This is a genomic window from Methylobacter sp. (assembly GCF_004322395.1).
In the GTDB taxonomy this organism is placed as follows: domain Bacteria; phylum Pseudomonadota; class Gammaproteobacteria; order Methylococcales; family Methylomonadaceae; genus Methylobacter_A.
Window position 1 is genome coordinate 31196 of record NZ_SCTW01000143.1, and the last position, 14571, is coordinate 45766.

At 45.7% G+C, this 14571-nt stretch carries 16 protein-coding genes; 2 read left to right on the forward strand and 14 right to left on the reverse strand.

What is annotated here, in order from left to right; translation table 11 throughout:
- Nucleotides 1–408: 408 nt before the first annotated feature.
- The 5 genes from EPO18_RS18685 to EPO18_RS18705 form a co-directional block, all read right to left on the reverse strand.
- Nucleotides 409–1743, reverse strand: a complete 1335-nt coding sequence (locus EPO18_RS18685) for a nicotinate phosphoribosyltransferase (protein WP_292436016.1) — start codon at nucleotides 1741–1743, stop codon at nucleotides 409–411.
- Nucleotides 1743–2351: an isochorismatase family protein gene (locus EPO18_RS18690; protein ID WP_363331527.1), complete on the reverse strand. Its 609-nt coding sequence runs from the start codon at nucleotides 2349–2351 to the stop codon at nucleotides 1743–1745. Before EPO18_RS18690 ends, EPO18_RS18685 begins: the two co-directional genes overlap by 1 nt.
- Nucleotides 2348–3109, reverse strand: a complete 762-nt coding sequence (locus EPO18_RS18695; RefSeq protein WP_292436017.1) for a slipin family protein — start codon at nucleotides 3107–3109, stop codon at nucleotides 2348–2350. The genes EPO18_RS18690 and EPO18_RS18695 overlap by 4 nt, the downstream gene beginning before the upstream one ends.
- Before the next feature lie 179 nt (nucleotides 3110–3288).
- Complete coding sequence (locus EPO18_RS18700; RefSeq protein ID WP_292436021.1) at nucleotides 3289–4737, reverse strand: NfeD family protein; 1449 nt, start codon at nucleotides 4735–4737, stop codon at nucleotides 3289–3291.
- The gene (locus EPO18_RS18705) at nucleotides 4734–4874 is read right to left on the reverse strand and encodes a hypothetical protein (protein WP_292436024.1); all 141 of its coding nucleotides are present in this window, start codon (nucleotides 4872–4874) and stop codon (nucleotides 4734–4736) included. Before EPO18_RS18705 ends, EPO18_RS18700 begins: the two co-directional genes overlap by 4 nt.
- A 435-nt stretch (nucleotides 4875–5309) precedes the next feature.
- Between EPO18_RS18705 and EPO18_RS18710 the strand changes: the two genes are divergently transcribed.
- On the forward strand, nucleotides 5310–6179 hold the full coding sequence (locus EPO18_RS18710; protein WP_292436026.1) for an arginase: 870 nt from the start codon (nucleotides 5310–5312) through the stop codon (nucleotides 6177–6179).
- On the opposite strand, the gene EPO18_RS18715 is transcribed toward EPO18_RS18710, so the two are convergent.
- From EPO18_RS18715 to ygfZ, 8 genes are all read right to left on the reverse strand, one after another.
- Nucleotides 6171–6590, reverse strand: coding sequence for a 4a-hydroxytetrahydrobiopterin dehydratase (locus tag EPO18_RS18715; RefSeq protein ID WP_292436028.1), 420 nt, complete (start codon nucleotides 6588–6590; stop codon nucleotides 6171–6173). The genes EPO18_RS18710 and EPO18_RS18715 overlap by 9 nt on opposite strands.
- 71 nt (nucleotides 6591–6661) lie before the next feature.
- Nucleotides 6662–7675 (reverse strand): ornithine cyclodeaminase, encoded by a 1014-nt coding sequence (locus tag EPO18_RS18720; RefSeq protein ID WP_292436031.1) that lies wholly within the window; start codon nucleotides 7673–7675, stop codon nucleotides 6662–6664.
- Nucleotides 7676–7818: 143 nt separating this feature from the next.
- Complete coding sequence (locus EPO18_RS18725; RefSeq protein WP_292436033.1) at nucleotides 7819–8520, reverse strand: rubredoxin-like domain-containing protein; 702 nt, start codon at nucleotides 8518–8520, stop codon at nucleotides 7819–7821.
- 24 nt (nucleotides 8521–8544) lie between these two features.
- Nucleotides 8545–9399 (reverse strand): RibD family protein, encoded by an 855-nt coding sequence (locus tag EPO18_RS18730; RefSeq protein ID WP_292436035.1) that lies wholly within the window; start codon nucleotides 9397–9399, stop codon nucleotides 8545–8547.
- A 132-nt stretch (nucleotides 9400–9531) separates the two neighbouring features.
- A complete protein-coding gene (smbP, locus tag EPO18_RS18735; protein ID WP_292436038.1) occupies nucleotides 9532–9867 on the reverse strand; it encodes a small metal-binding protein SmbP in 336 nt (111 codons plus the stop codon).
- A 327-nt stretch (nucleotides 9868–10194) separates the two neighbouring features.
- Entirely contained in the window at nucleotides 10195–11295 is a 1101-nt protein-coding gene (locus EPO18_RS18740) for an AI-2E family transporter (protein ID WP_292436040.1), read from the reverse strand.
- 124 nt (nucleotides 11296–11419) lie between these two features.
- A complete protein-coding gene (locus tag EPO18_RS18745) occupies nucleotides 11420–12448 on the reverse strand; it encodes a COX15/CtaA family protein (RefSeq protein WP_292436043.1) in 1029 nt (342 codons plus the stop codon).
- 61 nt (nucleotides 12449–12509) lie between these two features.
- Nucleotides 12510–13484, reverse strand: coding sequence for a CAF17-like 4Fe-4S cluster assembly/insertion protein YgfZ (gene ygfZ, locus EPO18_RS18750; RefSeq protein WP_292436046.1), 975 nt, complete (start codon nucleotides 13482–13484; stop codon nucleotides 12510–12512).
- Nucleotides 13485–13633: 149 nt separating this feature from the next.
- On the opposite strand from ygfZ, the gene EPO18_RS18755 reads away from it, so the two are divergent.
- Nucleotides 13634–14053: a protein YgfX gene (locus EPO18_RS18755; RefSeq protein WP_292436048.1), complete on the forward strand. Its 420-nt coding sequence runs from the start codon at nucleotides 13634–13636 to the stop codon at nucleotides 14051–14053.
- A 12-nt stretch (nucleotides 14054–14065) separates the two neighbouring features.
- On the opposite strand, the gene EPO18_RS18760 is transcribed toward EPO18_RS18755, so the two are convergent.
- On the reverse strand, nucleotides 14066–14560 hold the full coding sequence (locus tag EPO18_RS18760; protein ID WP_292436051.1) for a Crp/Fnr family transcriptional regulator: 495 nt from the start codon (nucleotides 14558–14560) through the stop codon (nucleotides 14066–14068).
- Nucleotides 14561–14571 lie beyond the last annotated feature (11 nt).

Consider the following 14571-nt stretch of genomic DNA (forward strand, 5'->3'; position numbering starts at 1 on the left):
GTACTTACATAATTTTACATTCACTTTATTATCATTGGAGGGCCTGTCAACTGAAGCAGGATTGGGATTGTGCTATGAGCTTGAGGAAGGACTTATTCAGTAAGAAAACGGAAAAAACGGGACAGGTCTTGCAATCACGCACGGCCTAACATGGCGCTCAACCGGAGCGGCGGTTATAATGCGGTTCTATTTTTTAGCTTTCCGGGCCCCGCCCGGTTAGCTCCACGTTAAACATCCGCCTAGTGACTCTTACTTGTCGTTAACAACCAATACCTGTTCGTCTCTTTTTTGGCCGAACTGAGAACGTCAGTGTCAGGTTCAATCCAAACAAGTATTTTGAAACTGTCAGATCAAGTTCAGGGTTTTACAACTGATTTTGAACCTGATCTCAAAACACCATAAGGGCTTTCAGCCTGTGTTTCGTTGATCCACTGTTTTGGCCAGCGCTTGCAGTTCGGCAGAAATTATCACCGGGTATTCCGGGGTATTGCCCAATTGACGCAATGACATGGGTAAACCGTTTAATTGGCGTCGAGTATATTCCCTGGCCTCAATCAGCGTAGGCTGCTCGGCTACAGTCTTTCCGCTTTGCATAACCGATTGCAATAACGGTTGGCCTGCACAAGGCGCATTTTCAACGGTTACGGTATCGCCGGACATCATACCATCCTCACTGTAGTTACGATAAACCTGTTTACGTCCGGGCCAGGTTGCTTTTCCTTCCGAGCGCTTGCGCCGGGCAATGCCGGCATATTCCTGCAATTTATAGGCGCAGTCGAGATAAGGAGCATCGACTGAGGTATCCATGCGAGTGCCGATGCCGAAGCCATCAATCGGGGCTTGTTGAGCCATCAATTCTACAAGTTTATGTTCATCGATATTGCCGCTGGCAAAGATGGTTGCATCGTTAAGGCCGCCACGGTCAAGAATTGTCCTGACTTTCCGGGCATGATCGGCCAAATCGCCGCTGTCCAGGCGAACACCTTTGATTTTTACACCTTGCGCATGCAAAGCGGCCGCCAGATCGACTACTTTTTGCGCACCGGCTTCGGTATCGTAAGTGTCGATCAAAAACACAACATTATCGGGATTGACCTTGGCAAAATCGGCAAAGGCCTGGCTTTCGCTAGGGTAAGCTTGGATAAAAGAATGCGCCATCGTGCCATAAATGGGGATACCGAAACACATCCCGGCCGCCACCGTCGCCGAACCGGTGAACCCCGCGAGATAACTGGCCCGGGCCGCCAACAGCGCGGCTTCACTGCCGTGCGCCCGGCGCATGCCGAAATCGACCAGCAGTTTGTCAGGAGCGATAAGTACCGAGCGCGCGGCTTTGGAAGCAATCAAAGTTTGGAAATGCAGTAGATTGATGATCCTGCTTTCGATCAATTGCGCTTCGGGCAGCGGCGCGGTAATGCGCAATATCGGCTCATTCGCGAAAAACACTGTGCCTTCAGGCATCGCATGAACATCGCCGGTAAATTTTAATGTCGCAAGCCGGTCAAGCGTTGACGGTTTGAATCGCCCGGTGCTTGTCAGCCATTCAATTTCATCCGAAGAAAATTGCAATTGTTCCAGATAAGTTAAAACCTGGGCCAGACCTGCCGTAACCAGATAGCCCCGGTTTTCAGGCAATTTTCTGACAAAAAACTCGAATACGGCGAGTTCCTCCATGCTCTGTTCGTAATAGCTTTGAAGCATGGTTAGCTGGTAGAGGTCGGTAAGCAAGACGCTGTTCGGCATTATCCGATCATGCGCAAGGTAATAGGTATTGCGCCCTTTTCGATCATTTCGTTTATTGCGTCTTCGCCATCTTGCCGCCGAACGTTAACGGCGCGTATCGCATCTATCAATAAAAATACTGTGTAATGGTAGTTCAGTCCATCGCGAACCGTATTTAAAACGCAATAATCGGTAGCAAGTCCGCCGATGAATAAACGGCGGATACCCGCATTATCCAGTTGCTGCTTGAAGGTCCGGTTTGAGAAACTTGAATAGCCTTCCCGTTCAACATCCGTGCCTTTGGAAATAATGTAAGCAGAGATAGGGAGATGCAAATCGGCTGAGAATTCCGCGCCTTTGGTACCGGCGATGCAGTGTTCCGGCCAAGGGCCGCCTTGCCGGATAAAAGAGCAATGCTTAGCCGGATGCCAGTCGCGAGTTGCAAATACAGGCAATTGACGATTGCTGAATTGATCGATATAGCCATTCAAGACGGGTATGATTCGATCCCCCTCCTGCACGGCCAGACTGCCGCCGGGCAGAAAATCATTTTGGATATCGCTGATTAATAAGGCATCGCCAGTGTCCAATTCAACTTTATCTGTGCTGTTTTGCTGTTTATTCATCATGTGACGCTCCTTTTAGCGCCAACACCCAATGGTCCAAGCAGTTCCATCGGCAATGGAAAAACGATGGTATTGGATTTGTCTCCGGCAATCTCCGTAAGCGTTTGCAAGTAGCGCAATTGAATGGCGCTTGGCGACTGCGCGAGAGTTTGCGCGGCCTCTACCAATTTCTGAGATGCCTGCAATTCACCTTCAGCATGAATCACCTTGGCGCGGCGTTCCCGCTCGGCTTCGGCCTGTCGAGCGATAGCCCGGATCATGGTCTCATTCAAATCCATCTGTTTGATCTCTACATTGGAAACCTTGATTCCCCAGGATTCGGTCTGCTGATCCAAAATGGTTTGGATGTCTGCATTGAGCTTATCCCGTGCAGCCAGCATTTCGTCCAACTCGTGCTGTCCCAACACCGAGCGCAGCGTTGTTTGCGCCATCTGGCTGGTCGCCTCATAATAGTGCTCAACCTGAATCACCGCCTTTTCCGGCTCGATCACCCGAAAAAAGACGATTGCGCTGACTTTGACCGATACATTGTCCCGCGAAATGACATCTTGAGTGGGAACATCCATAACGATGGTACGCAAATCCACTTTCACCATTTGCTGAACGATCGGGATGATGAAGATCAAGCCGGGGCCTTTGACTTGGTAGAATCGGCCTAAAAAAAACACCACCGCCCGCTCATATTCACGCATGATTCGGATACCGCTGATCAGCAGGATGATCACCACCGCCAAGAGTATGCTAAACAGATTTATTATCATGGATTAGTCTCCTTTGTCGTTTTGAAATGGGGCGACGATTAAGAATCAATACTGTTGACTTGAGCGTGCGCGCCCCTTCTCCTTCTCCCTCAGGGACAAATCCGCCGGGAGCGGATTTGCACTCGCCCGCAGGGTGCCGGACAGGACAGTCCGGCATGATTAGGCTGGGATGAGGGGATTTAAATAAGCTTTTTTCCATTTGAATTTCCCCTCACCCAACCCTCTCCCTCTGGAGAGGGCTTTGTACTGCTTAAGTCAACAGTATTGACAATCAGGGTTAGGCCTTTTACGGCGGTTACCTTGACCTTTTGCCCATGATGCACGGGCTGTTCGGCATGCGCCGCCCATGCTTCGCTATGAACCCAGACTCTCCCTTCAACGGCAAAGTCTTCCATGGCGGTTCCTTCGCTGCCGATTAGTTGCTCGCGTCCCGTAACCGCCGGCTTGTTCCGCACTCTAAGCAACAGCCGTGTGACCACGATGCATAATACGGCGCTACTGATCGCAAAAGCCGCAATCACAGCCGGACTCACTTCCTCCGGCCCTGTAATCCCGGTATCCATAAGAATGATTGAACCGAACACAAACGCGGTTATGCCACCGATGCCAAGAATTCCGAAACTCGGTGCGAAGGCTTCGGCAGTCATCAGCCCAAGACCCAGCAGAATCAGGGCCAGACCGGCGTAGTTGACCGATAGTGCCTGGAAGGCATAGAGCGCCAACAACAGGCAAATTGCGCCGATAGTGCCGGGCGCAACGGTGCCGGGGTGATAAAACTCCAGGACCAATCCATAGATCCCGAGCAACATCAACACGTAAGCGACATTGGGATTCGCGATGGCTGCCAACAGCCGATTACGCCAGTCGGGTTCGACCGGCTCGATCCGGGCGCCTGCGAGATTCAGTTTTACCGTCTGGCCCAAAACATTTACTGAACGACCGTCGACCTTTTTCAACAGGTCGTCGACATCGCCAGCCAGAAAATCGATAACGTGCAACGCCAATGCCTCTTCCGCGGACAGGCTGGCCGATTCCCTGACCGCCTTTTCCGCCCATTCCGCGTTGCGGCCTCTCAGATTGGCCAGCCCTCGTATGTAAGCGGAGGCATCGTTGGTCAACTTCCGCTCCATGACAGAGGCGTTTTCAGGGTTGCCATTTTCAGTTTTGCCTTTGGCTTTCGATGGTTCCTCGTTGAGGCTGCCGGGCATCGGCATTTTCAGCGGGGTAGCCGCCCCGAGATTGGTACCGGGCGCCATCGCCGCAACATGGCTGGCATAGAGGATGTAAGTTCCGGCACTGGCTGCACGAGCACCGCCGGGAGCGACATAGGTCGCGACCGGAACCGGCGATGCGATGATCTTTTTGATGATCTCGCGCATGGCCGTATCCAGTCCGCCGGGCGTGTCCATGCGCAGAATAATTAGGGAAGCTTTAGTCTCGGCCGCATAATCCAGCGAGCGGGCAACATAGTCGCTGCTTGCCGGGCCAATCGCCCCATCAAGTTCCAACTGGACGACATGAATGGAATGGGCGATTCGTTCGGCATCGGGCTCGTTTGCCTTAGCGTACGCTGCCCAAGCGATGGCCGATAACAGGAAGGCCAAAAAAAACCGGTACTGTATCTTCATTGGAAATCGACAATGACTATGATTGAAAAAGAGTCACCGCCTGTGCGATGCGCCGAATAATTGGGCTCCATACGGTAGAATACGCTGTCGCCATTCGGCCTTAAGGCCCTATCGGTGTCGAGTAAATAGCTTTTCATGATTGTAAAAATTCTTCGTCCGTCATTTTAAAATTTTCTTCTATAGCAAATTGCACTTTAGCCTGTAATAATCCTAACGGTTTGTTTTTAAGGATTTTTATTTTTATAGGCAGAAAACAAAGTTCAACGTTTCTTCGACTTTGTTGAGGGGTAAAGTACGAAAAAGGAGACGCTACCCTTTCCTCTGTATGTACTGCGTAATGAGCAATCAGAGTCGATGCGATTGTTGACTATTTATGTTGAGCTAAGTTAGATTTCCCCTGCTTGAGTGGTTATTATTGATTTTTTTGACTTTATATCTATCCGTACCATTGCTTACAACAGGGTGGCCTTGAGCGAAATGTTAACGGTGAATCTATCGTCAAAAATACATTGCTGAATCGATTTCACCATGGATAATGACTATCGGAAACCTCAGAACTTACATTTCCCATTATGGCTATATTACAAACTTTAGGCGTAGCGTCGTGTTTGGGCGGGCCAATGCGTTTATGTGGCTATGCGGCAGAAATGCTGCACGATGAGTTTGCCCGACAAAAACCTGAACAAAAACGCCTGGATCTCCAATGGCATATGATTCATCCTGAAGATCACGGGTCAAAGGAAGAAAAATTATCCGGGCTTAACAAATCGATAAGCCGTTTTACCCAACAATGGACAGAACAAAGCCAGCCCTTCCTGGTCATTGGCGGCGATCATTCCTGTGCGATGGGAACCTGGAGCGGCGTATTGAATGGATTACAGCAACCCGGTAAATTCGGCCTGATCTGGCTGGATGCCCATATGGACGCACATACCTTTGCAACATCTCCATCCGGTAATATTCATGGCATGCCGCTGTCTGCGTTGCTTGGTAGAGCGGACACAAGATTGGCGGCGATGTATCCCGGCTCCGCTTTTATCAAACCGGAAAACCTGATTCTAATAGGCGTTCGGAGCTATGAAGACGAAGAATACGATCTATTAAAACAAGCAGCGGTAGAAATCGTTTTTGCCAGCCAAATTAATAAGCTTGCCCAAGTGTTAATTAAAGCCATCGATAAGCTCAGTCTGTCTTGCCGAGCTATTGGCATCAGCATTGATTTGGATTTTATAGATCCTGAAGACGCTCCCGGTGTAGAAACTCCTGCTCCTGGCGGCATTAAAGCCGAACAACTGATCGAAGCGCTTTCACTGATTAATCGGCACCCGAAAATCTGCGGCCTGGAAATCAGCGAGTTTAATCCGGAAAAAGATTCTAAGAATAAAACTTTGTACTTAATGAAAGATATTATCGAGGCGTTCTATGGAGAAACGTTACAGTAAATCGTCGGTCTTGGCCGCCATAATAAAATCATTAGCGTGCAGCCCTTTTATTTTGTGAGACCACCAGGTCACTGTTACTTTGCCCCATTCCGTTAAAATTGACGGATGGTGGTTTTCTTGCTTGCAAAGTTCACCAATTTTGTTGGTAAACGATAAGGCATCTTCAAAATTATTAAATTTGAAGTTTTTTTGTAAGCGCTTGACGCCGTCTATTTCAACAAGCTCCCAGCCCTGTAATTGCTGCATAAATTCGTCTATTTCCTCCTGAGTAGCCAATGGTGCGCCAACTCTGCATACTTCACATGTTTTACTAGCTAGGTCAGCCATAGATATTCTCCATTTAAGTTCTAAATCTACCGAATGCGGTTTTTTGAGTGTGTGCAGATTAGAGAAATCAATATCTTGAATCAATAGGTAGTGTCACCAAGCAGAGAGGGATTATTACATTTGCTGAACTTTGCGAGTTAAATCCAGGCAATATTTTAAGAGCTCAACAAGCCAAACAAATCTTTAGGATCGTTAAGTTCAGGTATTAAAGCCGACTCTGTTCCCAATCGATGTTGTTTCGCCAGTTCATAAACAACCCGAAGTATTGAATAATCTTCCAAAGCAAAGCCGACTGAATCGAAGAGCGTAATCTCGCGGTCATCCTGCCTTCCAGGCTTATTGTTACAGACCAGCTCCCATAATTCGGCATAGATAAGATCGGCTCCACATTGCTGAACCTCCCCTTCTACCAGACTTTGCGGTTTAAATTCGACCACCACCTTAACCTGGTTCAGGAACTCGACAGATAGTTCAGTTTTTCCTGGGCTGTCGCCACCTATCGCATGAATATATGTCCCAGGTGAAATATCCTCAATTTCAAACAAAGACTGCCGTTTTTTAGCAGCAGTGGCTGTTATCACAATATCGGCATCACGCACGGCATCTATGATATTGCTGCAAGGAATTAACCTGAACTTTTGCCCTGCCAGATTTCGTGAGAACTTGACCATAGCCTGCGGATCGGTATCGAAAAAGCGGACTTCTTCCAATTGAAAAAAAGCGGCGAATGCCAATACCTGAAATTCCGCCTGCGCTCCGGTTCCAATAATGGCTAACGATTTTGCATCTTCACGGGCGAGATATTTTGCAGCCAAAACGCCGGTTGCCGCTGTCCTGAATGCGGTTAACAAGGTCATTTCAGTGATCATTAGCGGATAGCCGTTGTCGACATCGCTTAACAGGCCTAAAGCGACAACGGTAAGTTTGCCTTTAAGCGGATTACCGGGATAGCCGTTAACATATTTAAATGTATATAGCTGCTGGTCTGCGCAGGGCATCAATTCAATGACGCCGTCAGGAAAATACATGCCATAACGTGGGGCTAAAATAAACTTGTTCCATCGGCCGAAATCTTGCTCTAACGCGCTGATAATCTGCTTGAAAAAGTTCTTCAAACCAATGATCTGTATCAGCTTCCGGACGTCAGTAACGCTAAGGATTTTGATCATTTGCCCATTGCCTGCAATCGGTTAAAAAAATCATTACGAACTGATATTAAGCACTGTCCACGAAAAGCACAAAAGACACGAAAGTTATTATATTTCGTGTCTTTTGTGCTTTTCGTGGACAATATTTTTTATTATACGTAACGTCAGTATTTAACAGCACGCTCAAAATCAGCCAGCCAATCTTTAAAATCGCAGACATAGTTATAGCCGCAGACGGTTTCTAAAGGGCTTCGGTTAACAATGGTCAATATCCGTTCGGCCTTTTGTAGAGTTTCGGCTTTCGGGCCGTATGGGTTTAAGCGCATTTTCGGGCCGGGCGGAAATGCGTAATCGCAGATAAACAATACGTCCCGATAAATATAAAGCGTATAGCCCGGCGTATGACCACCTATGTGATACGCCGCCAACCCGTCAATCACAAAGTCATCGGTAAAACGTTCATCGACCGGAAATGATTTGATTAAGGGATTTTCTGCGTCTAAAGCGTGCAGATAGACTTTTGCATGCCAGAGCTCGCGGTATTGATTGGATGCGCCCATAAAATGCGGGTGCGTAAAAAATATTTTACCCACAGGTTCCAGAGTGCGGTTAAATGCCGAAGGACAGTCAACCCAGACAGCCCCATTTTCCGTTTCAATCCGATAGGCCGCATGTTCCAGTCCCAGTTTCGGCACTGAAACCAATTGGGTAACACTGTCATTAATATAAGTGCCTGTGACGCGATAGGTTTTTTCGGCCTCTTCCCAGCTGAGAAATTTATCGCGATCGGCTCCGCAAAAGGGGCAGACATCAGGAGCATCGCCGACCATGTTATAGCCGCAGGTTGTACAGACCCATTGTTCCATTTACGCCCCCTTTTAAAATCAAATTTAAATTGTCGCCCCAAGTTCTGCGTTATTAGGTCGCCCCAAGCCGAATTGCATGAAAAACTGACCGGATCCGGGCGGCGAGTCTTGTTCGTAATACTGCGCTTCAAGTATCAGGTTGCCTTCCGGCCCAAGCGTTGACCCGGTCAGTAATGTACGAAAATCTTTACCGCCTATTAACTGATGGGTAATGGTAAGGTATAACCTTGATAACTGTTTTTCCCTGATTACAGTGTCCAGCATTTGCGGTCCGGCAACAAGATAAATAGATTTGTAACCCAATCCGCTTAATTGATGAATCAAAGGCGCGCCGTGAACCGTGTGGTCTTCGCCTGTAAAAAGCATCGGATAGCCTAAGTCTTGCCAGTAACGAATACGGTTTGGATCGGCATTTTTTCCTGTCGCGATATAAACGGTTTGCGCATGTTTATGCAGGCTGTTGTGGATCGGAAAATCCAGGCTGGCGCTAGCGATGATCACTGCGGGCTGAGCTTGTAGGCCATTGTTCCGACGCCATTCAGCAAGGTGTTTGTCCTTAACCTGCAATATATTGCCCAGACGTCCTTCACCCAATGCCCGCATATAGCCGCCATGGGTAATAATGCAATCTGCTTGTGCATGCAGTTCCATGAACAGGCCAAAGTCGGAATCTGTTGTTATATGTTTGGGAATATAGGTGCGCTGGGCGCTATCTTCTAACGCAATACGCCCATCCAGGCTGGACAGGAAATTGGCGTATACACAAGGCGACCCGGTTGTGCCCTGTTTATGTAAATCATGATCAAGATATAAATCTTGAAGGGGAACTTCTTTGCAAGGATGAGGATAAAATCGTAATAGATTCTTATGTATAGACATATCAATCACTCCGATAATTATCAGAAAACCCTGCCGCTTATGATGCAGCTGGATTTCATCTCATTAAAGTAATTAGCGGCTTTAAAAAAGAGGCGGGATAATCCCGCCTCTTTTCTTCAAACCTTATCGATATTATTTACTGCTGGCTTTAATGTGTTCTACAGCTGCTTCAGCATGTGCAGTAGCCTGGCCTACATGCCCCATTGTGCCGTGATCAATGGCTTCTTGCAGCTCTTTAGCACCAGCGTCTAAATGATTTTTTGACACGCCCTTAGCAGCTATGGAAGCAGCCAGGGTATCTTCCAATGCTGCTTTTGCATGTTCAACCAAGACTGGAGTATGTCCGGCTTTACCATGAGTTACCGCTGCGTTGGCATGTTCTAACGCGCTTTTACTATCCCCTTGAGCGAAAACAGAAGTACTCAAAAGAAGTAACAAGCTTGCACATACAAATGCTAATTTTTTCATAATTCTCTCCTCATATTAATTCGATTGTTTATATTTTTATTATCGATACTATGTTTTAAAACATTGCGCCTCGACTTTTATATTTTTACCTTATGTAATTTATTTTGCAATACCCGTAAGTTCCGCAAAACTAAATCCATTATTAAATGAAACCTGATATTTCAATAAATACAATCTCTTATAATCTGAAAACATTCATACAAATCGGTTTATGAGTGTAATGAGAGATGATTTTCGTTAATTTCTGCGCTGTTATAACAACAGAAAACCGATTAAAACAAAATAATTGCCAATGACTTGATAAGAAAATAATATCTGAAACAACTTTTAATAATTTGTATTTGGTTCCTTATCGCCGATCCGTGGCCAAGCGGTCAATACTGCCTTGACGACTGTTGCTAATGGAATAGCCAAAAATACCCCCCAGAAACCCCATAACCCGCCAAAAAATAAAATAGCAATGATAATAGCGACCGCATGTAGATTAACCGCTTCGGAAAATAGTATCGGCACTAACACAACGCCATCCAGCGCCTGAATAATTGAGTATGCAACAACAATGTACATAAACTCATCCCCGCCTAATCCCCACTGAAAAAAAGCAACGCCCAGAACCGGAAAAGTAACCAGCGTTGCGCCGACGTAGGGAATAATCACCTGTAACCCCATCAAAACAGCCAGTAGCATCGCGTAATTTAAACCCATCGCTGCATAAGTCACATAACTGACCGCCCAGAGAATAAAAACCTCACCAAATTTACCGCGCACATAATTACCGAGCTGTACATCGACCTCTTCCCAAACACGTACGCTCAAATGCCTGTCTTTAGGCATAAACTGCAAGAACCAAGTTATTAACATCTTTTTATCTTTTAAAAAGAAAAAGACCATCATTGGCACTAAGAATAAATAAATCATTACACTGACAAGCCTCACAACAGAGGCTGCTGAAAACGACAACACATTTTGCCCATAGGTTAACAATTCCCTCTGTACGGCAAACATCACCTGTTGGATTTTGCTTTCTGAAACCAATTTGGGATACATTTCCGGTAAGCGCATGATTCCGGCTTGCGCTCTGTTAACTATCTCCGGAATTTGCTGAACAAGTTCGACAGCCTGTTGTGAAACCATAGGTATCAAGTAAAACAATAAAAAAACCAAACAAGCCATAAATACTGAAAATACCATATAAACCGCCGGCAAACGCGGTACCCTCTTGCTTTCAGCCATACTTATCAAACCTTCCAACAGGTATGCCAGCACGATTGACACAAAAACAGGCATTAACAAATCGGACAATGAATAAATCAGTAAAAAACTGACAATCAGAATAATTGCCAGTGCAACAGCCTGTGAATTTGATAAAAAATACTTAAAGGAATCTTTTATAAAACCTAGACTTGCAGGTGAAACTTGAGCTGTCATTGATAACCGGGAAATTTGTTTTTGTTTGCGCCATTCTACATCCAAAGAGAACCGAGCAGAAATATAAACTCTTTTATCGCACCGCAGCCTCGGCAATAGCTCCTGTCATTGCCGAGATACGGCATCAAAGATTGTTAGAGGTAGAATCAGGCCTGGAGCCGTGATCGACAGCGATGCATGAATCAGCATGTGCCGAGGCATAATTCAAGCAACAGTAAAGAAAAAACTGTACACCAAAAATGAGATTAGCCATCAATAAGTGAATCGGCTGAGCAACCGGGGGCATACCTAATCTATCGAGGCTAATGCCTGCAATGATGGCTGTGACAACCAGAATAGCCAAGGATAAAGCGATACGCCGTAACGGGCTTTTTCTATCCACAGACCGGACAATCTTCCAGGCCAGCCATAGGTTAGTGAATAAAATAACCGATGAGAACGATCTGTGTATGTAAAAGATGACCGGAAAATCGTCACGCCAGTATTGGCGTTCGATATAAGCGTGATTATGAGAAATAAAATCTACCGCTTCCCTAACTTGAGTCCCCATAGCCACTTGCAACAAGGTCATGATCATTGCCGCGATTAACACGGTTTTAAATTTGTCCGGCAGCGCTTGAATATCAATCCGGGCAATGACGTCTCGTTGCGAACGGGCAATGGTATATATAAGTAATGCGACTATAAATAAGGCCAGCAACATGTGTAGGGTAATCATTAATGGCTTGAGATTGCTTGCTACCACGGTCGAGCCTAACCATCCTTGAAAGCCGACCAGAAAAAACACGCTGACCGCTAGATAAAAAATGCTTTTGTCGGTTTTAAGATAGATGCGCGATGACCAGGCTGTCAAAAAAATCAGGAAACCAATCGTCACTCCGACCAAGCGGTTGGTATACTCGGTCCAGGTTTTTACCGGGTTAAACTGGGTATTTTCATAACCGCGTTCTGCATAAATCTGATGGTAATTAGCGGGTAACTGAGATTCATCAGTAGGCGGCACCCATTGCCCAAAGCAAGTCGGCCAGTCGGGGCAACCCATGCCTGCCCCCGAAGCTCTTACTATCCCACCTACTAAAATGACAAAATAAACGGCGAAAATGGTTATGATGCCTAATCGGCGAAAATTCAGAGCTGCTTGTGGATTAATCATATAGTTAACGTTTTGAGAGAGCACGCTTCGGACAACTTCACCCGAAATGTCTAAAAATAAATTACACTGTTGATAAGGTGATTTTATCTTGGTTATGATTTTTTAGTCTAAGACTATAAGAATTTGTATCGGAAACTTGCAGAACAATAAGCATCTTGCAACTTTTTTTCCTGCTTTGGGCACACAGCACTTTACCTACACTTTGTTCAACGCCATCGCTGTTGTCAATAATGGCGGAATTAGGCTCAGGAGGCGTTATGTCGCCTCCCTCGGCAAGAAACATTTCCCTTTTTGCCTTACCCAGATAATGAGTCCGGGCAACAATTTCCTGACCGGTATAGCAACCCTTGTTGAAACTGATTCCGCCCAACTTATCCAAATTGAGCATTTGCGGAATAAACTCTTCCGACGTTTCCGCACTCAGCCAGGGAATTCCTGAGATTATATCGAGATAGCGCCATTGCGCCGAATCATCCGGCTGGAAGCCTTGATTAACCTGTTTTGTCCAAATGGACTGAGCGTTATCAACCTCGGCAATAATCAGACAGCGATCCTGGAAATTAACAACGATATTTTCCTGTCGGCTCGTTGCAAAATCAAGTGCTCCATCGGTTTGCGATATGCCGTAAGATAATCCGATTAAACACAGCTCATCCGAACTGTCCGTTAAAATCACGTCTGACCGTAACACGTACATCTGTAATCTTTTTTTAACTGATGCCAATAATTCGTTGGGCAAAATCATTAAAAAAGCATCGACACTTTTTACCAGTAAAAAAGTTGTAATCGCCCTGCCCTTGGGATTGCATATTGTGCCCAGACTGCTTTTTATATCGGTAATGTCGTTAATATTGCAGGTGATTTGTCCCTGTAAAAATTTTGCTGCGTCTTTTCCGGCAACCGACAGAACACCAAGATGTGTAACTGGATAAATACGCTGATTGCCTTCATGCTCAGGCGATGGAAAAACAATCTCGGCATCATTTTCAAATATGGCGTGTTCAGAGAGCAGAAATTTTTTCCAGTTTGGGTTCATCAGTAAATAAAATAATGGATTTTAAAGTGCGCTGATTATATCGTTGTTTGAACAAAGATAAAAAACCTGACCGATTCATTTGCGTTGCATTCGTATTGTCTTGAAATACACGTATTATCAACAGGAAATAAAATTAAGGAATACCTGGTTTGCCAAACAAACACGAACCCTTACTGCTGATAGAACTTAAACCATCCAAGCGATTAAAGCGGTTTCTTGTTTTTGCATATTTGCTGGGATTAGGGGCAAGCATTGCTAATTCATTGCCGATCGCCGTCCAATTAGCTTTTTTGATCGGGATTTGTCTGCATTTTTGGCTTACTCTTAAATGCTTGGAAAATCAGCAATACACCATTAAGCATACTGAAGCAGTGGGATGGGAAGTATCCGAGGGCAATAACCTTGAACCAATTGAAATTCTGGATTCAACAGTCATCACTATATTCGCGATATTTTTACATTTTAAAAAAGGTGTACGTAGAAAGTCCCTACTTATAGTAAACGATGCTTTAACTGAAGATGATTATCGGCGCCTTATCGTTAGGCTAAAAACTGCCGATAAAACATAAGCGCAAGCTCAGCTAGATTTTTCGGAAGATCGGAATTGATTTTTCAGACGAACGCCGCGCCTTAAGCCCCCAGGCCAAGAGATATTCAATTCTGCGGTTTCCACTGCTCAAACGTTTAAAAAGTATTTCAAATAATTCCTTATAAAACAAATAACCTTTAGTGGGATGGGCATCCAGATACTCGCCAAGTTTTTCTCCGTTTATTTCCAGTAAACAGCCATCGGTAATAGCTATAACGGAAGCGGTTCGTACAGATGACTCATGGAGACAAGTATCACCGAAAAGATCGCCTTTGCCTAAGTCCCCGACTCCCGTTTTTAAATTTCTGCGCTCTTCCAGTTCCACATGCACAGACACCCGTAATTGACCGCTTTCGACAAAAAACAGGGACTTAGCCACATCGCCTTCCTTAACGATGACTTCATTAGCGTAAAACTTCCAACGTTGCCAAGCGACCCCTTTTGGAAAGCTTTGGTCATCGATTATTTGTTTGATTAAATTTTCCAAGACCGTAATCT

Excerpts from the sequence above, each read along its gene's own strand:
- EPO18_RS18695 (WP_292436017.1), bottom strand. The coding sequence starts at position 3,109 with ATGATAATAAATCTGTTTAGCATACTCTTGGCGGTGGTGATCATCCTG.
- EPO18_RS18745 (WP_292436043.1), bottom strand. The coding sequence starts at position 12,448 with ATGATTAATCCACAAGCAGCTCTGAATTTTCGCCGATTAGGCATCATA.
- EPO18_RS18690 (WP_363331527.1), bottom strand. The coding sequence starts at position 2,351 with ATGATGAATAAACAGCAAAACAGCACAGATAAAGTTGAATTGGACACT.
- EPO18_RS18720 (WP_292436031.1), bottom strand. The coding sequence starts at position 7,675 with ATGATCAAAATCCTTAGCGTTACTGACGTCCGGAAGCTGATACAGATC.
- EPO18_RS18700 (WP_292436021.1), bottom strand. The coding sequence starts at position 4,737 with ATGAAGATACAGTACCGGTTTTTTTTGGCCTTCCTGTTATCGGCCATC.
- EPO18_RS18730 (WP_292436035.1), bottom strand. The coding sequence starts at position 9,399 with ATGTCTATACATAAGAATCTATTACGATTTTATCCTCATCCTTGCAAA.
- EPO18_RS18705 (WP_292436024.1), bottom strand. The coding sequence starts at position 4,874 with ATGAAAAGCTATTTACTCGACACCGATAGGGCCTTAAGGCCGAATGGC.
- EPO18_RS18710 (WP_292436026.1), top strand. The coding sequence starts at position 5,310 with ATGGCTATATTACAAACTTTAGGCGTAGCGTCGTGTTTGGGCGGGCCA.
- EPO18_RS18740 (WP_292436040.1), bottom strand. The coding sequence starts at position 11,295 with ATGACAGCTCAAGTTTCACCTGCAAGTCTAGGTTTTATAAAAGATTCC.
- EPO18_RS18685 (WP_292436016.1), bottom strand. The coding sequence starts at position 1,743 with ATGCCGAACAGCGTCTTGCTTACCGACCTCTACCAGCTAACCATGCTT.
- smbP (WP_292436038.1), bottom strand. The coding sequence starts at position 9,867 with ATGAAAAAATTAGCATTTGTATGTGCAAGCTTGTTACTTCTTTTGAGT.
- ygfZ (WP_292436046.1), bottom strand. The coding sequence starts at position 13,484 with ATGAACCCAAACTGGAAAAAATTTCTGCTCTCTGAACACGCCATATTT.
- EPO18_RS18725 (WP_292436033.1), bottom strand. The coding sequence starts at position 8,520 with ATGGAACAATGGGTCTGTACAACCTGCGGCTATAACATGGTCGGCGAT.